Here is a 23,019-nt window from a genome sequence, read left to right on the forward strand (position 1 = left end):
TCGCCGACGACCGGGCTCGGACGATCGGACATGCGCGGCGTACGACAGCACATGGACCGGTGCGCGGCGGCCGAGTTGACTGGTAGCCATGACGACAGACGCGGGTTCGATCCTCGTGCTGGCCGGGACCGGCAAGACCGGTCGCCGGCTGGTGCGGACGCTGCGGGCGGCGGGTCAGCAGGTCCGGGCCGCCTCCCGCTCCGGTGAGGTGCGGTTCGACTGGTCGCGGCAGGCCACCTGGGGACCGGCCCTGGACGGAGTCTCGGGGGTCTATCTGCTGGCTCCGGAGGACCCCGCGTTGGCCCCCGGCTTCGTGGCACAGGCGGTCGACTCGGGTGTCGGCCGTTTCGTGGCGCTGTCCGGGCGCGGGATCGACCGGGTCAGCGACTTCTCCCCGGGCATGGTCGCCGCGGAGGAGGCGGTGCGGAAGTCCGGCGTCCGGTGGACGATCATCCGGCCGAACAACTTCAGCCAGAACTTCAGCGAGGACCTGTTTCGCCAACCGCTGCTCGACGGTCGGCTGGCCCTGCCGATCGGTGACACCCCGGAACCGTTCGTCGATGCCCAGGACATCGCCGACGTGGCCGCGACGCTGTTGACGTCACCCGGTCACCACGAACAGGTGTACGACCTGTCCGGTCCGCGTGCGCTCACCTTCGCCGAGGCGGTGGCGACGATCGCCAGGGAGTCCGGGCGTTCGATGCGCTACGTGGAGCTCACGGCGGAGCAGTACCAGGCCGAACTGCTCGCCGAGGGTTACCCGGAGGAGACCGCCACGGCGCTGAACGCCCTGTTCGCCGGGATGCGGGCGGGACATCTCGCCGAGCCGGCCGACGGGGTGCGTCGGGTTCTCGGACGTGATCCGCTCGACTTCGACAGCTACGCCGCTCGGGCCGCGGCGGCCGGAGCCTGGTCGTAGCTCCGGGAGCGTGCGAGCGGGGTAACGGGTGATCTGCCCGCATACCGGGAGCACCCCGACGTACGGTGAGATCGTGCCGACAAGAGACGTACTCACCAAGGCTGACCTGGCTGAGCTGCGCCGCTCGGCGCTCGGGACGGCCGACCCGCTGGGTGTCGCCGCCGACGTCGCCGAGGCGGCGGAGCAGGGTCGGCTGGAGGATCCGGACGACGCCGGGGACGCCCTGACCCTGGCCGCCGAGATCGCCGAGATCCGGGCGAGACCCGAGGCCGCCCTGCGCTACGCGGAGCAGGCCCTGGCGGCGTACCCGTCCGGGGACGACCCGCGCGCCGGGGTCGCCCGGACGCTGCGGGCCCGGGCGCTGTTCCGGGCCGGCGGTCGCGACGACGAGGCGATGGCCGAGTTGACCGCGCTGCGCCCGTCGCTGCTCACGCAGCCCGACGCCCCCGCCTACGTGAGCGCCGCGCTGGACGCGGGTGGTCGTTCGGCGACCGCCGAGACCTGGCTGAGTGAGGCGGTCGACACCCTGCTCAACGAACGCGCGAGCGCCGCGTCCGGACCGGCCAGCACCACGATCGACCCGGTGGTCGATCTGGGTCCGCCGGACGCGCCCGGTGTCGTCTTCTTCCTGCTGCAACAGCGGCACCGGGTACGCCGGAACCTGAACCTGCCGCACGATCGGCAGGACGACCTGGCGGACCGGTTGGAGGCCCAGCTGGTGCGCCGGGCCGGAGAGCGTCGGGACGCGGAGTCGGACCTGCTCTTCTGGCCTCGGGCCGAACTCGATCGGCTGCTCGCCGAGCACGCGACGCTCAGCGACGTGTACGGGCCGGACTGGGACGCGCATCGGGGCCGGCTGGAGAAGGAGCTGGTCCGGCTGAGGGACGCCGGTCAGGCCGGGCTGGGCGTGTTCCGCGCCACCGTGGACGGACTGAACGCGTTCGCCGGTCGACGGGACGGTGACCCGGGCGACGCGGCGGTCCGGGCGGGGTACGCGGCCGAGGTGCAGGCGCGACCCAGCGCGCGGATCGCCTGGCCGCCGGAGCGCAACGACGCGTGCTGGTGCGGCTCGGGCCTGAAGTACAAGAAGGACTGCCTGCCGCGCTCCCGGTAGCCGGGGGCGTCGGTGTCGTCCGCTGCGACATAATCCCGTCTGCGGCCGGGGTCCGGCTCCGGTGGCGAGTCGCGACCAGCAGCACTTCACGGTCACCTGGGCCGCCAGTGCCGAGCGGGTGGGCGTCCATCGAACGACAGGGGCATGCGGGCGATGGCTGAGGCTGTCGACCTGGCCGTACTGCGCTGCGACCGCTGAAGCCGATACTGCGCGGCGACCGCTGAACCGCTACGGTCCATCTCTGGACGATCGACGTCCACCTGACGCCTCCGGAGGAGACGCCGATGTTCGAGGAGTTCATGGGCATCCCCGCCCACCCTCTGGTGCTGCACGCCGCGGTCGTGTTCGTCCCGCTGCTGGCCCTCCTGACGGTCGGCTACGCGCTCGTCGCGCCGATCCGGCCGCACACCCGGTGGGTGCTGGGGCTACTCGCCGTGGGTGCGCCGGTCGCCGCCCTGCTGGCGAAGCTCTCCGGGGAAGCCTTCTTCGAGCGCATGCAGAAGGCCAACCGGATCACCCCGGAGTTCCTCCCGAAGATCGAGGCGCACCAGGAGTTCGGCGACATCACGTTCTGGGCGACCCTCCTGTTGGCGATCGTGACGCTGGCACTGGTCCGGTTCGTCCCGCCGCGCTCCGCCGACCCGAGCGCCACCGACGACCGGCGGCCCGGCCGCGCGCTGATGGTGGCGTTGCAGGTGCTGTCGGTGGTGGCCGCCGGCATCGCCGTGTACTACGTGGTCCGCACCGGCGACTCCGGCGCGAAGGCGGTCTGGGAGGGACAGTGACCCCTCAGGCCACCTCGTCGCGTACCCGCCAGGACACCGCGACGAGCCAGCCGGAGATGAGCACCGCTCCGACGGCGAAGCGGATGCTCGCACTCTCCTCGCTCCAGGGCAGGGCGGTGAGCACGAACGCGACGGCACCGCTGGCCGCGCTGTAGAGCGCCCATCCCCGGTGGCCCTGGCCCGCGAAGCGTCGGGCGATCAGCAGCCCGGCCGCGATGAGCGACAGGAACGCGGCCGCGCCGCACACCACGTGCAGGATGCTGCCCGTGCTGGCCTGCTCGGGCAACCCACGCGGGGCACCGGGCGGCCAGCCGAGCGCGGGATCGGGGACGAAGAATCCGCCGCCGACCATCGCCACCCCGTAGACGCCGACCAGCACCGGCACCACCGTTCCGGCCGGACCCGGGCGCAGTGCCCGCCACAGGCCCACCGCGAAGGCGACGGCCAGCACGCCGGTGCCCGCGAACGCGAGGACCTGCAACCAGCCGAGGTCACCGAGGGTGAGCGCGCTCAGCGCGTGCCGGCGCAGATCGAATCCGGATCGGGTGAACGCCTGCCCGAACGACAGGGCGGGGAAGAGAACGCCGGCGATCGTGCCGCAGCCCAGCAGGAGCCGGGTTGGACGAAGACGGGTCTCGGGGACGGTCGTCCGGGACGTCATGGGCGTACCTCTCGGATCGGCGTCACGTTTCACCGTCACGACGAACGGGGCCACCCCGGATCGACACTGCCCGGCGGCGAATCCGGCGGGGTGCTGGTGCGGCCCGGCCGTGAGCTCGGGCCGCACCAGCAGCGGTGACCGTCAGCCGGCGTGGTACGCCCGGATGATGGTCTGGTCGATGCCGCTACCTCCGTTCGCGGCGGCCTTCACCCGCAGCGAGACGGCCTGCCCGGCGCTGGCCTTCGGCAGGGCGACCCGGTAACTGTCGCCGCTCGCGGTGACCCGGGCCGACGTCCAGGTGGCGCCGTCGTCGGTCGAGGTCCAGACCTGGAACGACGTCACCCTCTGCGCCTTGACGCCGTGCGCCTGCCGGACGGCCAACTCGGCGGTCGCGCCGGTGACGTGGTTGGTGGTGTCCATGGGCAACGCGTAGTCCAGCGCGAGCAGCGGCAACGGCACGCTCCCCGTCCCGTCCGGCCCGGCGGACCGGAACGTCCAGGAGGTGTTGACCTTCGTCGAGATCGGCAGGATCAGGCTCGTGTCGACGTCGAGGTCCAGTCGGTAGTCCGCCATCCGCTGCGGCACGGTGAAGTCGGCGAGTGGCCGGTTCCGCTCGTCGACGAGCTTGCCGTCGCGGTACAACGACAGGGTGCGGTTCACGCCGATCGAGTCGCCCTGCAGGCAGTCGGCCCGCTGGTGCTGGTCGGTGAGGGTCACCAGGTCGATGTGCAGGTTGCCCCGGGTCCGCGACGGCGCGGTGGCGCAGCTGTGGCCGGCGCCGGCCGGGTCGTCGTACCAGCCGGAGTGCAGCGGCTGCCGCGCCCAGACCTTGGCCTGCCGGCTGCCCGGCTGGTAGCTGCGGGGCGCCTCCTGGGCCGACAGACCACCGTAGACGCCCTCGTCGGCCCAGAGGTAGCCGGGCGACAGGTAGTCGGTGCGGTACGGCGGCAGGTTGCCCTCGTGGGTCTCCGTCACCGGCACCCCGTCGGGTGTGAAGCCGCTGCGGATGAGCTGGGTGACCATCCCCTCCGAGTCGGCCTGGTGGAACCGTTCCTCGATCCGGGCGAGTTTCGCCTGCTCCGCCGCGTTCACCCGGTACGCCGGATCGGCCGGCACACCGTTCGGGTACTCGTGTACGAGGTTGTAGCGATACGGCTTCGCCGTGCCGGCCGGTGCGCCGAGGTTGACAGCGGCCCAGCTGCGCAGCGATCCGACACCGGGCTTCGGCAGTGCGGAACTTCGCACGGCCGTCGCGGTCCCGTATCCGCTGATCTGGTTCCACCAGGACAGACCGTTCGACGCAGTTTGCACGTTCGTGAAATCAATCTTGGTGGCCGTGGTGGCGACGCCGTCGACGGTGGCCGTCACCGGCTTGGCGCGCGCCGGGTCGAGCGTCACGCTCCGGTTGCCGGTGACGGTCAGGTCGGTCTCGCCGACGAGCGTCGTCTCCAGCACGTCGCTGTCCACGTAGTAGGCGACCGAGGCGCCGAGCACCGCGTACCGGCCGGCCGGGACCCGCAGCGTGAAGTCGTCGCCGGGCACACCGCCCGCCCCGCCGGCGAAGATCACCGGGTCGGTGAGGTTGGTGATCGCGAGATTGATCCAGCTCTCCGCGCCGTCCTTCAGACCGGACAACGGCTTCGTGTGGATCGTCAGGTCATAGCTGGGCGGCTCGACGTAGAAGCTCACCGGCGTGGTCGCGACCACCTTGCGGCCGGTGCGGGCGGTGACGGTGGCGAGGTAGAAGCCCGGCCGGGTGGCCAGCGCCGCGCGGTTGACCCGCAGGGTCGCCCCGGCGGTGCTGCCGCGCCTGACCGTCACCCGGTTCGTCGACAGCGACGCCGCGCCGCGCGGCACCGGCTGGCCGTCGTGGTTGACGACCGCCACGTCGAGGTCGAGGACCGTCGTCGCCGGGGTGGCCGCGCCGGTCCAGCTCAGCGTCGCATCGCTGGTCCCGGACTGCGGGTACGCGAACGTGCCGAGATTGACCACCGGCTGGTTGCTGGTCGGGCCACCGAGGGCGCGGACCGCGTTGAGCCGGCCGGCGCCGACGGCGTACGCGTCGATGCCGGTCAGCGGGTCGGCGGCGCCGACCAGGGCCGCCTTGAGCTGCGCACCGGTCCAGTCCGGGTGCCGCTGGGCGAGCAGCGCGGCGGCGCCCGCGACGTGTGGGCTGGCCATCGAGGTGCCGCTGATCGCCTCGTAGTGCTTGTCGATCGGGTCCTGCAGGTTGGTGCCGGCGGCCCGCGCGGCGACAATGTCGACACCGGGCGCGACCAGCTCGGGCTTGGCCACGTTGCTGGTGACCAGCGGCCCGCGGCTGGAGAAGTCGGCGAGCTTGTCGTTGCGGTCCACAGCGCCGACGGTCAGGGCGCTGGCGGCGGAGCCGGGCGACGAGATGGCCCCGCCACTGTTGCCCGCGGCGATGACGAACAGCGCGCCGGTCTGCTTGCTCAGACCGTCCACGGCGAGCGACAGCGGGTCGTTGCCGTCGTCCGGGTCAGTGCCACCGAGACTCATGTTGATGACGTCGGCTCGGGCGGCGGCCCACTCCATGCCGGCGATGATCCCGGAGTCCGCGCCGGAGCCGTGGTCGTCGAGGACCTTGCCGATCACCAGCTTGGCGTCCGGCGCCACGCCGCGACGCTGCCCGTGCGCGGCCGCGCCGGTGCCCGCGATCGTCGACGCGACGTGCGTACCGTGGCCGTTGTGGTCGACGGCGTCACCGCCCTCGGCGGTGAAGTCGGACCGGTCGGTGACCCGGCCGACCAGGTCCGGGTGGGTGAAGTCGGCGCCGGTGTCGAGCACCGCGACCCGGACGCCGACGCCGGTGTAGCCGGACTTCCAGGCCTCGGGTGCGGAGATCTGGCCCAGGTTGTGGTCGAGGTCCCGCTGCTGCCCGCCGCCGGTCAGCGCGGTGGCGCGGACCTTGCGGTCGAGCCAGACCTTCTTCGCGCCGGCGGTCAGCGAGTTGGTCGCCAGCTTCGCGGTGGCCGGGCTCTTCTTGGGTACGCGGCCGGCCACCGCGCCGATGCTGGGCAGCGGCAGTACGTCACCGAGCGCGGCGACCCGGGCGGTCGCGGTGGCGGGCTGCACGATGAGCGGCAGCTCCGAGGCGTTGTCGTCGTCGTACCCGTCGGCGATCAGCGTGGTGACGTCGAAGAGGTCGGGGTCGAGGACCGCGCCGATCTGGGACGCGACCCGGGCGGGGATGACGTGCAGGTGACCGTCGGGGCCACAGGTCTGGCGGATCACCGCGTTCTCGTCGGCCGGTCGGACGGTGGCGTGCGGGCATCCCGAGCCGGTGCTGCGGACGGTCACCACGTCACCGGTCAGCAGGGTGACGGTGTGGGTCTTGCCGTCGATCGAGGTGGCGGGTGGGCCGGTCCGGCCGATGCCGCTGGGTCCCGCCGTGGCCGTGCCGCCCGGTAGGGCGGTCAGCGTCGTGGCCGTGACGGCGACGGCCAACAGCCACCGTGTTGTCCTGAGCATGCTGCTCCTCGTCTAATGTGGACGAAAGCGCCTCTTCGGGCGACTTCCCGCAAGATCATATGCACGAGTACGTGATCTTCGAAGGTTCCCGACGACAGGTTTTTCCGCTGGTGGGGCCCGGATTTCCGCAGCGTGTCACCGTCCGGCTCGGTTCGATGACGTTTCGATTGCCGCCCACCTCGTCCAGAACAGCACATTGTGAATAAAGCGCACATCCCCCTCCGAAGGCATCGACGGGGTCCGAGCCCGGACCTAGCATGACCACGAATGGATCTTCGAGACAGCTTCCTGCCGAGACCCGGCACCCAGCCCAACCGAAGGGAGACGCGGATGCGTCGACCCCGCCATCTGGCACTACTGAGCGTCGGCGTGTCCGGCGCACTGGTCCTGACCGCAGCCGCCACCGCGACCGCGGCCCCGCCCACGACCACCACGCCCACCGGCATCGTGGTCAGCGATGGCATGACCCAACCGGTGTTCTCGCTCGCCGACGCGATCGAGGAGCGGGTGTTCGTCCAGACCCCGGTCGACACCGATCACGACGGTCGGCTCGACCGGGTGGCGATCGACATCTCCCGCCCCCGGGAGACCGCCACCCAGGGCTTCAAGGTGCCGGTCATCTTCGAGCACAGCCCGTACCGCAAGGGCACCTGGGGCGACGTGCCGTACCCGAGCGTGCTGGTCGACGACCTGCCGCAGAACGGTCTGGTCGACCGGTCCGGGCGGCGGGCGCTCGACGCGGGCACCCAGCGCGCCCAGGCGAAGGCCAACCTGCCCGGCTCGCTCGACGACTACTACGTGCCCCGCGGCTACGCGGTGGTGCTCGGTCAGAGCGTCGGCACCGGCGACTCCGACGGCTGCCCCACCAGCGGCGACCAGGCCGAGACGCTCGGCACCAAGGCGGTCATCGACTGGCTCAACGGCCGGGCGAAGGGGTACGACGCCAACGGCGCCCCGATCACCGCCGGCTGGACCACCGGCGCCGTCGGCATGACCGGCGTCTCCTACAACGGGACGCTGCCCAACCAGGTGGCCACCACCGGGGTCAAGGGACTCAAGACCATCGTGCCGGTCTCCGCCATCAGCAGCTGGTACGACTACTACCGGGCCAACGGTCTGGTCGTCGCCCCCGGGACGTTCCAGGGTGAGGACCTCGACATCCTCGCCCAGTACACCGCCGGGCAGGCCCGGGCCGAGGGTCCGTGCGCCGACGAGCTGGCCACCATCACCGCGGAGCAGGACCGGGTCACCGGCGACTACTCGAAGTTCTGGCGCGACCGCGACTATCTCGACGCCCGTAACGTCAAGGCCAGCGTCTTCGTCGTGCACGGCCTCAACGACTGGAACGTCAAGACCGAGCACTTCGCCGGCTGGTGGGACCAGCTCGCCAAGCGCGACGTCCCGCGCAAGATCTGGCTGCACCAGGGCGGGCACGGCGGGCCGGGCAGCAGCGCGTCGGTGACCCTGCCGAGCGGGCAGACGTGGACCTACAAGCAGACCGAGAACCGCTGGTTCGACTTCTGGCTGTGGAACGTGCGCAACGGCATCATGGACGAGCCGACCGCGGTGCTCCAGCGCGAGGACCGCGTCTACACCACGTACGCCAACTGGCCCGACCCGGCCGCGCGTACGGTCGGGTTGCGGTTCGCCGCCACCGACGCCACCGCCCCGGGCGCGCTCACCACGGGCAAGCCACCGAAGGCCACAATCGAGCAGAGCTTCGTCGACGAGGGCCGCACCATCCACCCGGACACCCTGGTCGCCAACCCCGACACGGCGAGCGCCAACCGGCTCGCCTACCGCTCCCCCGCACTGACGCAGGACGTCCGCATCTCCGGACGCCCGGAGATGCGGCTACGGATGGCGATCGACAACAAGCCGGACGCGAACCTCACCGCGTACCTGGTCGACTACGGCCCCACCGGGTCGACCGTCGCGCCGACCGTCGTGACCCGGGGCTGGATGGACCCGCAGAACCGCAAGAGCGCCGCCCGCACCGAGCCGGTCAAGCAGGGCAAGCTGTACGACTACCGGTGGACCCTGGAGCCGAAGGACTACATCTTCCCGGCCGGGCACCGGATCGGTGTGGTCGTCTTCTCCAGCGACCAGGAGTACACCCTGCTGCCGTTGGGTGGCACCGAACTGCGGGTCGCACCGAACGACAGCGAACTGCGGCTGCCGGTGGTCGGCGGGCGGAGCGTCCTGGGGTTCTGATCCCGTCCTCGCACCCAGGTGGGGCAGTCCGAAGCGTTCGGGCTGCCCCCTGCCGTTGCGCCGTTGCGCCGTGCGCCCCCGCGCCGCGCGCCCCGGCGCCGTCGCCGGTCGCGGCGACAGGCCGTTCCCTTGCATGATCGTGCTCGATCCTGGTTGTAGTGGTCTCGTCCGCACGGCGAGGGGCCTGTTTCCGGGATCGAGCACGATCATGGGGTGGGTGTCGTTGCTGCCCGGCTGCGATCTGAGGCAGCAGTCTCCCGGATCGTGCGCGCGTCGTGGCTTGCGTGGGGTGGGGGTGCCGGGGACCTGATGTCCGGTTCCGGGGGTGTCGGGGTGAGGTGGTTGTCTGGTTTCGCCCCCCGCGTCCTGAGGTCGGGGTCACCCGCACGGCGGAATCGGTGGCCGGGCGGGGTCGTTATACCTGGCAGCCCACCGCAGCAGTCAGGGTCGCGGAGCGCGGCAGCCGGCGGGAACATCCGGCAGGCCGCCCCGGTTACATCCCCCGCACGGCCGAGCACCACCACCGGCCAACCCCCGGGCAGGCGGAATGCGCCACCCCCGGTGGGAGGCGGAATGACCCGCCACCGCGAACGGTTACACCCTGTCCCGACGCCGACCCCTGCGGGTCGCCGGGCAAGAACCCCCCTCGCACTTCCCGCACGATCACCCACCCCCCGGGTGTGGTGTGGGCACCCCCGATGCAGAGGAGCACGCCATCATGCGTACCGATCTGATCCGTAAGACCGCCCTGACCGCCGCCGGCCTCGCCTTCACCGGCGGCGCCATCGCCGGACCCGTCACCACCGCGTTCGCCGCGCCCAGCACCGACAAGCCCACCACCCAGACCCAGAACGACCGTAAGGGTCACGGTGAGCGCGAACTGGGCGTGCGCTACGAGGCGCAGCCGAACTTCTACTACTGCGGCCCCGCCGCCACCCGAAACGCCCTGAGTGTGCAGGGCAAGAACATCAACGTCGACGACATGGCCAAGGAAATGGGCACCACCGAGGCCGGCACCAACAGCATCAACGACATCACCCCGGTCCTGAACAAGGAAACCGGCAAGACCGACGCCTACCACAGCGTGGAGATCAGCAGCCCCGACGCCAACGCCGCACAGACCGACCGGCTACGCGCCGACATCGTCACGACCGTCGACGACGGCCGCGCCGTGGTCGCGAACATCGCCGGCACCAGCACCGACACCGACGGCGGTGTGCACTCCTACGAGGGCGGGCACTACATCAGCGTCGTCGGCTACCGCGACAACGGCACCACCGTCAAGATCGCCGACTCCGCCGACCCGAACACCGCCTCCTACTGGATCAGCATCGAGCACCTCGCGGACTGGATCGCCACCCGCGGCTACGCCACCAGCTGACCCACACACCACCACCGCTTACACCGAAGGGCCGGACCCCACCACCGGGGACCGGCCCTTCGGCGTCGTCATTTCCGCCAACTGCGGTACGTATTGACAAGTTTCGACGCAGAGGTAAGGCTTGGGCGGCCGGTGAGAGCGCTCTCTCTTCCACGCTCCGCCGGTCATCACCAGTCCGGCCAGGGCAATCTCCGACGTCTTCGGCGGCGGCGCCGGAGCTACCCTGACCCGTTCCCCGACAGGAGTCACGAGATGGACAGGGCCGCACCCCTCTCCGGCAACCGCCGCCGACTGCGCCTCGCCACGGCGATCGGCGCTCTACTGGTGCTACTCGGCACGTACGTCGTCTCCACCACCGCACGGGCCGACGCCGCTCCGGTCGCCAACGCCATCCGGGTTGCCGAGTTCCCCGCCGACTGCACCTACAGCCACCGGCTGCCGGACGACCCGATCGTCTTCCCCGGCCTGCCCGGGGCGTCGCACATGCACAGCTTCTTCGGCAGCACGGTGACGAACGCCAACACCACCCTGCCCGACCTGGTCAACTCCCAGACCACCTGCAACCCCCGGGTGGATGTCTCGTCCTACTGGGTGCCGACCCTCTACCGTGACAACGTCCCGGTGGAGCCGGCGATCGCCACGTTCTACTACCTGGGCGAGGGCGTACGCTCCGACGTCGTCGCGAACACCCAGCCGTTCCCGCTCGGGCTGCGACTCGTCGCCGGCAACGCGAAAGCAACCGGGTCGAACGACAGCATCGCCCGGTGGTCGTGTCTGCACGCGGGACAGGTGGCGCCGTCGAAGAACTTCGTCAACTGCCCGTCCGGCACGATGCTGGAGTCGTACCTGGACTTCCCGCAATGCTGGAACGGCCGCGACCTGGACTCGTCGGACCACAAGAGCCACCTGGCGTACCCGGTGAACCAGGCCTGCCCGAGCACCCACCCGGTGCACGTGCCGAAGTTGCGGCAGGTGCTGCGGTACCCGGTCAACGGCGACCCGTCGCGGTTCCGGCTGGCCTCCGGGCCGGGCTACACGATGCACGGCGACTTCTTCAACGCCTGGCCGGTTGCGGAGATGGCCCGGCGGGTCCAGGACTGCATCCGTCCCGTCATCAAGTGCGGTGCCGACGGGCGACCGCTCTGAGCCGACAGGCGCATCCCGCGGCGGCGGGTCCGGTCACGCCGGGCCCGCCGTCCCGGGCGGGAGGAGGCCGGATGCGAGGAATCCCCGGGCGGGCGACCGGGTGCCTGCTCCTCGCGGCGCTACTGCTCGTCACCGCCTGCACCGGCGGGTCACCGACCGAGCCCGCGACAGCAACCACCACCACCGGGCCGACCACCACCACCGCGTCAACCACCGCGACGACCGCTACCGCACCCGTCGGCTCGGCGGGTCCGTTCAGCGCCACCGACATCGCGTGGCTTCAGCTGACGGTGGCGATGAACGAACGACTCCTGCCGGTGCTGGACCTGGTGTCGAGCCGGACCACCGACCCGGCATGGCGAACGTTCGCCGCTCGGCTCGGTACGGGACATCACGCCGACCTGAGTACGGCTCGACGGCTGCTTGCCGAGTCCGGCGCCCCGGCGACCAGTCCGCACGAGGGCCACGACATGCCGGGCATGGTCACCGACGAGGAGTTGACCGCGTTGCGGTCGGCCACCGGCGTCGCGTTTCAGCGGCGGGCCGGCCAGCACGTCCGAGCGCACCTGGACCAGGCGATCCGGATCGCCGCCGCCGAGCAGCGAGTCGGCACCCACCCCGCGACCACGGCGTTGGCCTCGGCGGTCATCCGGACGGGAAACACCGACCTCGCCGGACTCGGACGGCTCGACCGGCCGTGATGGCGGCTCGGGAGCGCCATGGAACCCATAGCGGTACGCAGCCCGCGACGTGGCACCGGAATGGTTTCTGTCATCCGGCCCGGCGTGTCGTGACGCAAACCTCTTGATCACCGGTGAAGGGGTGGGGTGCGGTGAGGGGGAGCTTGCGGCCTTGCCAGCGGGAGCGGAGCCGCCGGTCGTGGCTTGCGACGACGACGGCGCCCGGTCCGGTGCCGAGGGCCTCTTCCAGCTCGTCGCAGAGTCGCGGCGAGAGATGGTTGGTCGGCTCATCCAGCAGCAGCAACTCCGGCGGGTCGGCGACGAGCACGGCGAGATCGAGCCGACGACGCTGCCCGGCGGACAGGTCGGCAACCGGGCGGTCGAGGTCCGATGCGGCGAGCAGACCGAGTGACGACAGCGGCACGGCTTCGGCCCGTTCTTCCCCGACCGCGCGGGCGAAGATCTCCCTGGCTGTCCGGTGCGGATCCTCGAAGACGCTGTCCTGACCGAGCAGGCCGACGCGTAGACCCGGTCGCCGCCAAACGACTCCGGCACCGGTCAGGTGACCGGCCAGGACGGCGAGCAGAGTGGACTTGCCCGCTCCGTTGGGACCACTGACCAGAAGCCGGTCACGGGCCGCGAGGTCAAGGTGCGCCACTTCGAGCCGGCCGGGGACCTCCAGCCCGGTCACCGTGACGATGGGCTCGTCGCCGTTGCCGTTGGCGAGAACGGGCGCGTGGAAACGCAACGGCTCCGGCGGCGCGGGGACCTGGTCGCGTTCCAGCGTCTCCAGTCGGCGGGCGGCAGCGCGGACCCGGCGGGAGATCTGGTTCTGCACGCGGCCGGCCGTGTGCCCGTATCCCATCTTCTCGCTGTCGCGAGGGCCGCGGCCGTGGGCGACCTGGTGCCCGGTCACGGCGGCGGCATCGCGCAGCTCGGCCAGGAGCGCCTGTTCGTCGTCGTAGCGCCGACGCCACCGTTGCGCCTCGGCGCGCTTGGCCGCCAGGTATTCGGTGTAGCCGCCGCCATGGCGGACCGGCCCGTCGACCGCCGGGTCCAGATCGATGACGTCGGTGCAGACCGCGTCCAGGAAGGCCCGGTCGTGACTGGCCACCACGACCACCCCGGGCATGGCCCGAAGCTGGTCCTCGCAGAACGCCGCCGCCCCGTCGTCCAGGTGGTTGGTGGGCTCGTCGAGGAGCAGCGCGGCCGGCCGACGGATCAGCATCGCCGCGAGGGCGAGGCGGCCGCGTTGCCCGCCGGAGAGCGCGGCCAGCGTCCGGTCGTGCGGCATCCCGTCGAGACCGAGGCCGGCGAGCACCGTCCGGGCCCGTCGGTCGGCGTCCCAGGCGTCGCGGTCCTGCGCCCGCTCCAGAACTTCGCCGTACGCGGCCAGCAACCGGTCGTGCTCCGCGCCGCCCCCCGGCGAGTCGGCGAGCGCGACACCGATCCGGTTCAGCTCGGCGAGGTCCGCCCGGGCCTCGCGAAGCGCGTCGTCGAGGACCGTGGCGATGGTCGTTGACGGGGTGAAGGGCATCTCCTGGTGCAGGAAGCCGCACTCCGCCGGCCGGGAGACGGCGCCGGAGTCGGGTTCGTCGACACCGGCCAGGACCCGCAACAGGGTCGTTTTGCCGGTGCCGTTCTCACCGATCAGGCCGATCCGGTGACCGGGCGCGGTGGTCAGGGAGACGCCGTCGAGCACCCGACGGGTGCCGCGGATCCGCACCAGGTCACGGGCGATGAGAGCAGGTCGAACAGACATGGGGACCTCGGAGAAGGCAGATCCGGGCGCACACGGGTGGCCCGGCGGGAGCAGGGCATGACGACGGGGCCGCGGCGACGGTGGCGCGTTCACGCGCCTGTCGGCGGCCGGTCCGGGCTCTCACCCGGAGATGTCGTCGTCACCTGCCACGCCTGCTCCGATCTCTGGCAACTGGAGTCCGAGATTAGCTCACCGTCAGCGGCCCCGGCCACGGCTGGCGTTCGCCCGATCGTCCTCTCAGCCGGTCGCCAGCAGCCGGGCGATCGTCGCCGGCTCCGCCAGGTGCGGGAAGTGGCTACCGGGTAGCACCGTCACCGCGACCTCCGGCAGGGCATCCGTCAGCCAGGTCAGATAGCGGGGCGGTGGCTCGGACGAGGTCACCCACCGGTAGGGAACCCTCCGCTCGCCGATGGACCGCAGAGCGCGCTGCCGCTCGGTGGAGATCCCCTCGTCGGACCCGCTCAGGATCTCACCCCAGTAACCCAGCAGCAGGTCCGGTCGGGGATCGGTCGCGGTGGTGACGATCTCGCGTGCCTCGGCCGGCAGCGCCTCGATGCCCATCCCCGCCAGCATGCCGTCCCACACCTGCCGCCAGTCCGGGCCGCGCAGTGCGGGCTCGGCCTGGCGTACGGCCACGCCGAATGGGCCGGGCAACAGGATCTGGTCCAGATTCACCACACCGCGCACCGGGTGCCGGGCCGCGTACGTCGTGGCGACCACCGCACCGACCGAATGTCCCACCACGATCGGCTGGGCGAGGCCCGCCTCGGTCACCTGCTCGTGCACGACGTCGGCCACCTCCGCCATCCCGTAGGACTGCCGCCGGGGTGCGTCACCGTGCCCGGGCAGGTCGAGGGCGAGGACCTGCCGGGCAGGATCGATCACCGCGAGCTCGCGCCGGACCGGGTCCCACTGTCGCCGGTCGAAGGTGAGGCCGTGCAGCAGCACCAGAGGTGCGCGGTCGTCATCCGTCATGACCTCACCCTTCTACGTCCGGGCGCTCGCCCGCAGCGAGTCGATGGTGAGGTCGAGAACCGCCTCCAGGTGATCGATCTTGCCGGTGGAGAGGAGCAGCAGCACGCCGCCCTGGATGCCGGCCAGCAGCGCCGCGGCGGCGCGCTCGGCGTCCACGTCCGCGGCGATGTCGCCGGTCGACTGCATGTGCCGGATCCCCTCGGTGATCGCCCCCTGCCAGCGCCACATGAGCCCGGTCACGATCGCCTGCGCGCCCGGCGCGCGTCGGCCGGTCTGCCCGAGCAACCCGTTGAGCGGGCACTTCACGCCCTGCGCGAGGTACCGCTCGACGAGCCGGTCGCGCCACGCCAGCCAGGCCGGCCAGGAGGTCAGGTTGCTGAGCATCGGCTCCTGGTCGATGAGCACCTGGTCGGCCTCGTGCTGGGCCACCGCGAGCAGCAACTCCTCCTTGCCGTCGGGGAAGTAGTGGAAGAGCTGGCCCTTGCTGGTGCCGGTGCGGGCCAGCACGTCCTCCAGGCGTACCTCGTCGACGCCACGCTCGCGGACCTCGGCGGCGGCGCCGGTGACGATCCGCGCGCGGGTCGCCTCGCCCTTGCGGGTCAACGCCCGTGTCATGGGACCTCCTGGTCTGGACCTGCGGACCCAACCCTACTCAACTTTTGGACTTGCGGGTCCAAATTTGGCGAGCAAGGGTCTGGAGCGCGGTCCGATCCGGGCCGACACCACGATCGGGAGGGCACCACCGTGAACCACTACTACCTGCTCGGGCGGTCCGGCCTGCGGGTGAGCCGGCTGGCGCTGGGCACCATGAACTTCGGCGTCGACGGGTTCCACGCCCCGTACGGCAAGACCGAGGAGGAGGCAGAGCCGATCTTCCGCCAGTACCTGGAGGCGGGCGGCAACCTCATCGACACGGCGGACTTCTACACCGCCGGGCAGAGCGAGAGGATCCTCGGTCGTCTGATCGATCGCGCCGGCGTCCGTGACCGGCTCGTGCTCACCAGCAAGGCCACCAACACCGTCGACCCGACCGACCCGAACGCCAGCGGCAACGGCCGCAAGCACCTCACGCGGGCCGTGGAAGGGTCACTGGGCCGGCTCGGCACCGACTACATCGACCTGTACCTGGTGCACACCTGGGACCGGATCACCCCGGTCGAGGAGGTCGTGCACACCCTCGACGACCTGGTCCGCGCCGGCAAGATCCGGTACGCCGGGCTCTCCGACGTGCCGGCCTGGTACGCGGCCCGCGCACAGAGCTACGCCGAGGCACACGGACTGGCCCCGATGATCAACGTGCAGCTTCCGTACTCCCTGGTGACCCGGGGTGTCGAGGCGGAGTTCGTGTCGATGGCGCAGAGCCTGGGGATGGGGCTCACCGCGTGGAGTCCGATCGGCGGCGGGCTGCTCAGCGGCAAGTACCGGCGGACCGGCGAGGGCCTGAGCGGGACCGGGCGGTTGACCAACCCCGACGCCGCGGGTCGGGAGATCAGCCCCGGCGACTGGAAGGTCATCGAGGCGCTGGAGAGCGTGGCCGCCGACCTGGGTCGCAGCATGGCCCAGGTCGCGATCAACTGGGTGGCCACCCAGCCCGCCGTCGCCTCGGTGATCGTCGGGGCGAGCAGCTCCGAGCAGCTCGCCAGCAACGTCGGCGCGCTCGACTTCGAGATCCCGGCCGACGCTCGTCGCCGACTCGACGAGGCCAGCGCCCCGGACCTCGGGCTGCCGTACGGCATGTTCACGGCGCAGTACCAGTCCTGGGTGGTGAGCCCCGGCCTCGGCATCGGCGACAAGCCGGCGGGTTACGCCCCGCCGGTGTTCAACGGGGCCACCCAGCCCACCACGTGAGAGACCTGCGGACCGCGCGGAGCACCGGCACGGGCGACCGCCCGCGCCGGTGTCACCGCACGGCGACGGTCACGGCCGGCTCTGCTCGGGAAGCTGGTTGCCGTAGTAGGCGCCGGCGCCGTGCTTGCGGGTGAAGTGGCGGTCCAGCAGCCACTGGGGCGCGGCCGCCGCGGCGTTCAGCGACAGCGTCTTCATGGCCATCTCCGCGACCGCCTCGCAGACGATCGCGTTCTCCACCGACTTGAGCGGGTCCTTCGCCCAGGTGAAGGGGCCGTGGTTGGCGGCGAGGGCGACGGGGTTGGCCAGCGCCTCGGCCTCTCCCCCGATCAGTTCGATGATCGCCCGGGCGGTGTTGAACTCGTAGTCGTGGGCGCACTCCTCGGCCGTCAGGTCGCGGGTCACCCGGATCGGGCCGGCAAAGGTGTCGGCATGCGTGGTGCCGAGCACCGGCACGTCCCGTCCGGCCTGGGCGAAGGCGACGGCGTTCGTCGAGTGGGTGTGGGTCACCCCGCCGACGGACGGCCAGTGCAGGTAGAACGCGCGGTGCGTCTCGCTGTCGACGGAGGGCCGCAGCTCTCCGGCGACGACCTGCCCGGTCTCCAGATCCACCGGGACCAGGAGGTCGGCCGTGAGGTCCTGGTACGCCACGCCGGAGGGCTTGATGACGTAGATGCCTGCCTCGCGGTCGACCCCGCTCACGTTGCCCCAGGTCAGCGCGGCCAGGCCGGCCGAGGCGATGAGGCGGTTCGCGGCGAGGACTGCGGCGCGCAAGTCGGTTGATCCGGCCGTACTCATTGCAGGTGACGCCTTTCGGGTGGGGGTGGCATCCGCCGCCACGCGATGCGGTAGCGCGGCACGTTAGCGCTAACATCCTGCCCGGTCAATAGCGGGAGCGCCATGCCGGGTAGGGGTGACGCGCCCGCACGGGGCACGACACGGGCGCAGTTTAGACGCCGGCGCGACAGCGCGCGGGGGACGTCACTCGTCGACGCGGGCCGCCGGGGTGAGTCCGGGCGTCGGCGCCGGATCGTCCTCGTAGAGCGCGACGTACCGCCGGCGCAGCTCGGATCCCTCCGTGCCCAGCGCGGCGAGGTCGAGGATGTTGTGGCCGACGCCCAGCGCCTCGGGCAGGGTGCAGACCCGCAGCGGAATCGCGTTCGCGTCGGCGATCCGGCGGGGCACGGTCACCGCCCTGGCGAGGTCCACCACACCGTCGAGCGGACTGACGGCGACCGCGGCGGTCCGCAGACCGGTCCGGCGCGGCGGATTCGGGAGACTACGCGCGATCGTCAGGTACTGGGTGACGGCGGAGAGCGAGTAGCCGCGTGACGTGACGCGATCCGGGAGGAGGCGCCGCCCGTACAGCGTGATGAGCGGTCGGACCGCGAAGGCCGGCGCCTGACGCGGGTCCGGGCCGAAGAAAGGCGACAGCAACAGCAGATGCCGTACGACGTCGCCCGGCACCTGGGCCAGCCAGGCAGCCAGCACCGCGCCGCCGGAGATCCCCACGATGCCCACCTCGTCGCCGAGGCCCGCCGCGACGGCCAGCGCCCGGGCGGCGTACGTCGTCAGCTCGTCGGCCTCGACCCGGTGGTGGGCCCGCTCGTCGACGGTCCCGTGGCGCGGAGCCCGCGGAATCCAGACGTTGTACCCGCGGTCGAAGAACTCCTCGGCCAGCCCGTCGTACTGCTCGGGCGCGAGGGTGTATCCGTGCAGCAGCAGAACGACCCGGCCGGTACGGGAGCCGTGGCTCAGCAGGCGGCTCCGCGATTCCGGCCGGACCGCTGGATCCGCCGTCTCGGCGGCGATGATGGCCTCGGCGGCGCGGATGGCGGTGTCGAAGTCGAGCGGTGGCGACGGTGCGACGCGCAGCCCACGGCGGCGCGGTGGCCAGAGATACAGCCCGGCGACCAGCGCCAACCCACCGAGGGCGAGGGCGATGATCTCCGGCATGCCCCGATGCTGACAGGGGGGTGGGTCGGGGTCTGCCGAGGGGTGCGCCCCGGTGACAGGGCGCACCCCGGTCGGCTACTCCGGAGCGTCCCCTGGTGCGAAGACGATCCGGGAGCGCAACTGCCGGAACCCGGTTCGTTCCAGTTCCGCGAGCACCGCGACCTGGTGGGAGTCCACGTCGGCGATGATCTCCCGGGCACCGCCGGCGGCCAGCACCCGGACCGCCTCGACCAACAGCTCGGGTCGGGCCGCGTCGTCGAGCAGGCCGAGGTAGGCCAGCAGCGGGTAGCAGGCGTCTCCGGCCGTGCCGACCAGACCCACCGCCTCCCCGGCGTCCAGCGCGATCCGCCATTCCTCGGTCGCGTCGCCGAGCCAGGCCAGCGGGTCGGTGGCCAGGTCGACGCCGGCGACCGCTCGCGCGATCTCGACGCCGGTCAGCACGTCCGGCTCGGCGATCCGGGCCACCAGGGCGTTGATCTCCGCCGCGTCGGCGGGCCGCCGGAAGTCGTAGCGCCCGGAGGACGCCGGCAGCGGGGTGCCCGCCCAGGAACACCTGAGCCGCTCCCCCCGCTCGACCAGCCCGGCGAGCCGGGCCGCCGCCATCGGCGCCCGCACCACGGCCAGCACCTCGGGCCGACGCCGCCAGTGCGCCGGCAGCGCGGCGTAGTACCGGCCGGGGCCGCCGAGCGCCTCGTGGGCGGCGTGCAGCAACTCGGCACCCACCTCCGGCTCGGCGTCCAGATCGACGGCGCCTGGCGGGAGCAACCAGGCGGCCCGGCCGACCACCCGGCCGGCGCGCAGGGCGACCCAGGTGGTCTCGGGCCGGTAGCCGCCGCCGGCGATCCCGTCGGCGTAGGCGACCTGGCGCAGTTGGGGCAGCGGATCAGGCATGGAGTCGAACAGATTTTCCTCGCCCGCGACGAGCGGACGGATGACCAGATCAGTCATGGGTGGAACCTCCGGGAAGCGCGCGCCCCGGATCAGATCCGCGCGGACGCCGGAGCGCGGAGGGGGCGCAGAACATCGGACATTGTTCTGACCTCCTTCCAGCTCGACGGCGTGCCAGAGCACCATACGCGCGGCAGCCGTCGAACCGCAACGATGTGTCACAGGGTCGGGTTGGTCTCCGACCCACGCCGGTGGGCGCGCTGGTCGAACACGGCGATGCCGGCCAGGATCACCGCCGCCGAGGCCGCCACGGCGACCGGCGGGAGCAGCACCATCGGCAGCGCCGCCACGACCAGCGCCGCCGCACCGACGTACAGCATCCGGCAGCGTGGCGCGTATCGGTTCTCCTTCTCCAGGAAGCTCCGCCCGAACAGGAACAGCACCGGGCCACCGAACAGGATGACCACCAGGGCCCAGTCGATCGGCGGGTGCGGGTGCTCGATGATCTGCCCGAAGCCGACCGCCGTACAGATGATGCCCCCGACGATGATCAGCAGGCTGTAGCTCGCCCACCGGGACAGCTGAATCCCCTGCCCGCCCGGGGTCGCGGCCTGACCGGACCGGACGTGGTAGAAGTAGATCCGCCAGAACGAGACGGCCGTCACGAAGGCGGCGACGAGGGTGATGATCCCCGCCATCGTGAAGCCGGGAAAGCTGACGGCGGCACCGGCTTCGAGCACCACCTCGGCGAGGGCGATCATGAAGAACTGGTTGTACCGCTCCGCGAGGTGGACGTGGGAGACCGCGACCCCCGCCCGGTGGAACCACCCCGTGCCGAGCCACGGCACGGGCCAGGCCGTGGCGGTGCCGGTGAGCTCGATGGCGAGGGCGAGGGTCCAGAAGACGCCCCGACCGAGGCCGCCGCTGATACCGCCACTGATCCACAGCACGGCGGAGGCCGTGTGCCAGGTCAGCACCCGGGCCGCGAGCGTCCGACCGGGGTGGCCACGCAGGGCGAACGTCAGGAAGAGCGGTCGGCCGATCTGGATGATGACGTACGTGCAGGCGAAGACCACGCCGCGCCTGCCGAACGCCTCCGGCAACGAGACGGCCAGCACCAGCGTGCCGAACATCGTCGCCAGCAGCACGGCCTGCAGGTCCGCCCGGCGAGGGTCGTAGGTGCTCGCCAGCAGTGCGTTGAGCGACCAGATCATCCACATCGCCGCGAAGAACAGCACCGTCTGGCCGGCCTCCGACAGCAGCGTGTGCCGGACGATTGTCAGATCGTCCGCCACCCGCCCGGCGAGGCGGGCGAGCGCGAAGACGTAGACGATGTCGAACAGCAGTTCCAGGACGGTCGCGGAGTCGGGGCTCCTGCTGTCGCCGAGCCCGCGCAGCATCCTGGGGCGCGTCAGCACGGACGGCGGGACAGCTCAGCCGACCACAGCCGCCGGCACGGGAACGCCGGGGCGGTGACGGTGTTCGGCGACCTGCTCCGCTGCCATCGTCCCGGGCCCTCCCGCTGGCCGTACCGCCTGCTTCCTGTCTGCGTACTTTATCCGGATACGTGAGACTCTTCGTGGTTATGCCGGATCCCCCCGTGCGCGGACCGGGCCGATGCGGCCTCGCCCGTCGTGCCGCCATCGGCGGTACGGGCGATCATTCGCGCCGTCACGCCCCGGTAGGAGCGCGGGTCCACGGGGAGCAGCCACTGCCGTGCCCGGGTCAGCGGGCCGAGGTTGAGCCCCATCTCGTCGAGCACCTCGTCGATGTTGTGCATCGAGAACGGGATGATGTTCGTCCCGCGGGCGTGCCGCCCGTTGGTGCGCGCCGCCATCCAGGCCAGGCGGGTGCGGACCTCGTCGCGCATCCGGTCCTCGGCGGGCAGGGTGATCCCACCCCGCAGGTACGCGGCCGTCCACACCGCCGCCATCTCCGCGCTGAGCGGGCTGAAGAACGACGAGTTGTAGCCGGCGAACGTCAGCCGTGGCACGCCGAGGGGCAGGATCTGGCGGTAGAGCTGGAAGTTGCCCGCCTCGTCCTGCAACCGCGTGTGCAGCGCGTCGTCGAAGAACGGCACGTGCTGGCGGAAGCCGGTGCCGCAGATCACCAGGTCGGCGGGGAGCACCGTGCCGTCGGCCAGGCGGGCGGCGGGCCGACCGTCGTGGACAAGCAGTTCGGTGATCACCTGGTCGCGGTGCACGGCGATGCGGCCGTCGGCGACGCGCTCGAAGAAGCCCTCCGTGACGAGGCTGACCGTGCTGCGGGCGATGTCTGCGAAGCTGCCATTCGGCACCAGACCCAACTCACGCAGCTTGAGCTGCCTGGTCGCGACCGAGCCGACGCTGTCGACCATCCGTTGGCGCAGACCGTTGCCCGGACCGTGCAGGAACCGCTCGAAGCCCCTCAGGTGGAGGTAGCGGAACAGTGCCTCACCCATCCGGGTGAGCAGCAGGTACTTGTAGTTGAGCGCCCCGCCGAGCTTGCGGGGCATCTTCCAGAGCAATCCCCGGGCCACCACGTGGGTCTGGGCGGCGAGGTCGCTCAGCGGAACCGCCACGTCGCAGGACGACTTGCCGTACCCGACGACGAGGACGTTGCGGCCCCGGGCCGCCTCGACGTCGTGGAACTCCCCCGTGGCCAGGACCCGCCCGCCGGCGGCGGCGAAGGCCGCGTGCCCGTCGAACGACGGCACGACCGGGTCGGAGAAGATGCCGTTGGCGACGATCAGGTGGTCGTACCGCTGCACCGTCACCGGCTCCGATGCGCCCGCCGGCCGTGACGTGACAAGCCACCCGGTGTCGTCGTTGATGAGCTCGGCGGTGACGACCTCCGTGGACAGACGCAGCACGCCGGTGAGTCCGAACTTCTCCACGTAGCTCTCGAGGTACCGCTGGACCTGCTCGCCCGAGGGCCACTGCGGATAGTCGGTGGGCATCGGCAGGTCGGACAGGTGGTAGGTGCCCTTGTTGTTCTGCGTGTGCAGACCGGGATAACGCCGGGTGCGGCTCCACACCCCACCGACGTCGGGGGCCTTCTCGAACACGGTGACGTCGAACCCGCTCTGCCGCAGCACCTTCGCTGCGCTCAGACCGGCGAATCCGGCGCCGACGACGGCAATTCTCATGGCATCCTCCGAAGCGGGTCCACCACTGCGGTAGCGGTGGTGAGCGCACGCTAACGAGCGGGCCGGGACCGTCG

The 23,019-nt window shown here is 71.6% G+C and carries 18 protein-coding genes; 8 read left to right on the forward strand and 10 right to left on the reverse strand.

Annotated elements, in window-relative coordinates:
• Positions 1–88: 88 nt before the first annotated feature.
• From AB0C01_RS11880 to AB0C01_RS11890, 3 genes are all read left to right on the forward strand, one after another.
• A complete protein-coding gene (locus AB0C01_RS11880; protein ID WP_357571011.1) occupies positions 89–919 on the forward strand; it encodes an NAD(P)H-binding protein in 831 nt (276 codons plus the stop codon).
• A 73-nt stretch (positions 920–992) separates the two neighbouring features.
• On the forward strand, positions 993–2,033 hold the full coding sequence (locus AB0C01_RS11885; protein ID WP_357249906.1) for an SEC-C domain-containing protein: 1,041 nt from the start codon (positions 993–995) through the stop codon (positions 2,031–2,033).
• A 284-nt stretch (positions 2,034–2,317) separates the two neighbouring features.
• Positions 2,318–2,818, forward strand: a complete 501-nt coding sequence (locus tag AB0C01_RS11890) for a DUF2231 domain-containing protein (protein ID WP_357571012.1) — start codon at positions 2,318–2,320, stop codon at positions 2,816–2,818.
• A 4-nt stretch (positions 2,819–2,822) separates the two neighbouring features.
• Here AB0C01_RS11890 and AB0C01_RS11895 read toward each other — a convergent pair whose 3' ends face one another.
• Positions 2,823–3,479 (reverse strand): DUF998 domain-containing protein, encoded by a 657-nt coding sequence (locus tag AB0C01_RS11895; RefSeq protein WP_357571013.1) that lies wholly within the window; start codon positions 3,477–3,479, stop codon positions 2,823–2,825.
• Positions 3,480–3,620: 141 nt separating this feature from the next.
• Positions 3,621–6,971: a S8 family peptidase gene (locus tag AB0C01_RS11900; protein WP_357571014.1), complete on the reverse strand. Its 3,351-nt coding sequence runs from the start codon at positions 6,969–6,971 to the stop codon at positions 3,621–3,623.
• A gap of 330 nt (positions 6,972–7,301) precedes the next feature.
• Here AB0C01_RS11900 and AB0C01_RS11905 point away from each other — a divergent pair, with 330 nt between their 5' ends.
• From AB0C01_RS11905 to AB0C01_RS11920, 4 genes are all read left to right on the forward strand, one after another.
• Positions 7,302–9,185 carry a Xaa-Pro dipeptidyl-peptidase gene (locus AB0C01_RS11905; RefSeq protein ID WP_357571015.1) on the forward strand — a complete coding sequence of 628 codons (1,884 nt, stop codon included), beginning with the start codon at positions 7,302–7,304 and terminating at the stop codon, positions 9,183–9,185.
• Positions 9,186–9,903: 718 nt separating this feature from the next.
• Positions 9,904–10,566, forward strand: coding sequence for a C39 family peptidase (locus tag AB0C01_RS11910; RefSeq protein ID WP_357571016.1), 663 nt, complete (start codon positions 9,904–9,906; stop codon positions 10,564–10,566).
• A gap of 252 nt (positions 10,567–10,818) precedes the next feature.
• A complete protein-coding gene (locus AB0C01_RS11915) occupies positions 10,819–11,712 on the forward strand; it encodes a DUF1996 domain-containing protein (protein WP_357249924.1) in 894 nt (297 codons plus the stop codon).
• Positions 11,713–11,783: 71 nt separating this feature from the next.
• On the forward strand, positions 11,784–12,413 hold the full coding sequence (locus AB0C01_RS11920) for a DUF305 domain-containing protein (protein ID WP_357571017.1): 630 nt from the start codon (positions 11,784–11,786) through the stop codon (positions 12,411–12,413).
• 70 nt (positions 12,414–12,483) lie between these two features.
• Here the strand turns inward: AB0C01_RS11920 and AB0C01_RS11925 are convergent, their stop codons facing one another.
• The 3 genes from AB0C01_RS11925 to AB0C01_RS11935 all read right to left on the reverse strand — a co-directional run bounded on the left by AB0C01_RS11925 (position 12,484) and on the right by AB0C01_RS11935 (position 15,744).
• Positions 12,484–14,154: an ABC-F family ATP-binding cassette domain-containing protein gene (locus AB0C01_RS11925; protein ID WP_357571019.1), complete on the reverse strand. Its 1,671-nt coding sequence runs from the start codon at positions 14,152–14,154 to the stop codon at positions 12,484–12,486.
• A gap of 237 nt (positions 14,155–14,391) precedes the next feature.
• On the reverse strand, positions 14,392–15,129 hold the full coding sequence (locus AB0C01_RS11930; RefSeq protein WP_357571021.1) for an alpha/beta hydrolase: 738 nt from the start codon (positions 15,127–15,129) through the stop codon (positions 14,392–14,394).
• 12 nt (positions 15,130–15,141) lie between these two features.
• On the reverse strand, positions 15,142–15,744 hold the full coding sequence (locus AB0C01_RS11935) for a TetR/AcrR family transcriptional regulator (protein WP_357571022.1): 603 nt from the start codon (positions 15,742–15,744) through the stop codon (positions 15,142–15,144).
• Positions 15,745–15,873: 129 nt separating this feature from the next.
• Between AB0C01_RS11935 and AB0C01_RS11940 the strand changes: the two genes are divergently transcribed.
• Positions 15,874–16,977, forward strand: a complete 1,104-nt coding sequence (locus AB0C01_RS11940; RefSeq protein ID WP_357249939.1) for an aldo/keto reductase — start codon at positions 15,874–15,876, stop codon at positions 16,975–16,977.
• A 69-nt stretch (positions 16,978–17,046) separates the two neighbouring features.
• Here AB0C01_RS11940 and araD read toward each other — a convergent pair whose 3' ends face one another.
• The 5 genes from araD to AB0C01_RS11965 form a co-directional block, all read right to left on the reverse strand.
• A complete protein-coding gene (gene araD / locus AB0C01_RS11945; RefSeq protein ID WP_357571023.1) occupies positions 17,047–17,748 on the reverse strand; it encodes an L-ribulose-5-phosphate 4-epimerase AraD in 702 nt (233 codons plus the stop codon).
• A gap of 207 nt (positions 17,749–17,955) precedes the next feature.
• On the reverse strand, positions 17,956–18,930 hold the full coding sequence (locus AB0C01_RS11950; protein WP_357571024.1) for an alpha/beta fold hydrolase: 975 nt from the start codon (positions 18,928–18,930) through the stop codon (positions 17,956–17,958).
• A 75-nt stretch (positions 18,931–19,005) separates the two neighbouring features.
• Positions 19,006–19,878 carry an acetyltransferase gene (locus tag AB0C01_RS11955; protein ID WP_357571025.1) on the reverse strand — a complete coding sequence of 291 codons (873 nt, stop codon included), beginning with the start codon at positions 19,876–19,878 and terminating at the stop codon, positions 19,006–19,008.
• 158 nt (positions 19,879–20,036) lie between these two features.
• Positions 20,037–21,236, reverse strand: coding sequence for a low temperature requirement protein A (locus AB0C01_RS11960; protein WP_357571026.1), 1,200 nt, complete (start codon positions 21,234–21,236; stop codon positions 20,037–20,039).
• Positions 21,237–21,373: 137 nt separating this feature from the next.
• Positions 21,374–22,945, reverse strand: a complete 1,572-nt coding sequence (locus AB0C01_RS11965; RefSeq protein WP_357571027.1) for an NAD(P)/FAD-dependent oxidoreductase — start codon at positions 22,943–22,945, stop codon at positions 21,374–21,376.
• Positions 22,946–23,019: the final 74 nt, after the last annotated feature.

The organism is Micromonospora sp. NPDC048905 (assembly GCF_040649655.1).
Taxonomy (GTDB): Bacteria; Actinomycetota; Actinomycetes; order Mycobacteriales; family Micromonosporaceae; genus Micromonospora.

What these genes read in the sequence shown, in the direction of transcription:
- AB0C01_RS11880 (WP_357571011.1), top strand. Translation starts at nt 89, where the DNA reads ATGACGACAGACGCGGGTTCGATCCTCGTGCTGGCCGGGACCGGCAAG.
- AB0C01_RS11890 (WP_357571012.1), top strand. Translation starts at nt 2,318, where the DNA reads ATGTTCGAGGAGTTCATGGGCATCCCCGCCCACCCTCTGGTGCTGCAC.
- AB0C01_RS11895 (WP_357571013.1), bottom strand. Translation starts at nt 3,479, where the DNA reads ATGACGTCCCGGACGACCGTCCCCGAGACCCGTCTTCGTCCAACCCGG.
- AB0C01_RS11900 (WP_357571014.1), bottom strand. Translation starts at nt 6,971, where the DNA reads ATGCTCAGGACAACACGGTGGCTGTTGGCCGTCGCCGTCACGGCCACG.
- AB0C01_RS11905 (WP_357571015.1), top strand. Translation starts at nt 7,302, where the DNA reads ATGCGTCGACCCCGCCATCTGGCACTACTGAGCGTCGGCGTGTCCGGC.
- AB0C01_RS11910 (WP_357571016.1), top strand. Translation starts at nt 9,904, where the DNA reads ATGCGTACCGATCTGATCCGTAAGACCGCCCTGACCGCCGCCGGCCTC.
- AB0C01_RS11915 (WP_357249924.1), top strand. Translation starts at nt 10,819, where the DNA reads ATGGACAGGGCCGCACCCCTCTCCGGCAACCGCCGCCGACTGCGCCTC.
- AB0C01_RS11920 (WP_357571017.1), top strand. Translation starts at nt 11,784, where the DNA reads ATGCGAGGAATCCCCGGGCGGGCGACCGGGTGCCTGCTCCTCGCGGCG.
- AB0C01_RS11925 (WP_357571019.1), bottom strand. Translation starts at nt 14,154, where the DNA reads ATGTCTGTTCGACCTGCTCTCATCGCCCGTGACCTGGTGCGGATCCGC.
- AB0C01_RS11930 (WP_357571021.1), bottom strand. Translation starts at nt 15,129, where the DNA reads ATGACGGATGACGACCGCGCACCTCTGGTGCTGCTGCACGGCCTCACC.
- AB0C01_RS11935 (WP_357571022.1), bottom strand. Translation starts at nt 15,744, where the DNA reads ATGACACGGGCGTTGACCCGCAAGGGCGAGGCGACCCGCGCGCGGATC.
- AB0C01_RS11950 (WP_357571024.1), bottom strand. Translation starts at nt 18,930, where the DNA reads ATGCCGGAGATCATCGCCCTCGCCCTCGGTGGGTTGGCGCTGGTCGCC.
- AB0C01_RS11955 (WP_357571025.1), bottom strand. Translation starts at nt 19,878, where the DNA reads ATGACTGATCTGGTCATCCGTCCGCTCGTCGCGGGCGAGGAAAATCTG.
- AB0C01_RS11965 (WP_357571027.1), bottom strand. Translation starts at nt 22,945, where the DNA reads ATGAGAATTGCCGTCGTCGGCGCCGGATTCGCCGGTCTGAGCGCAGCG.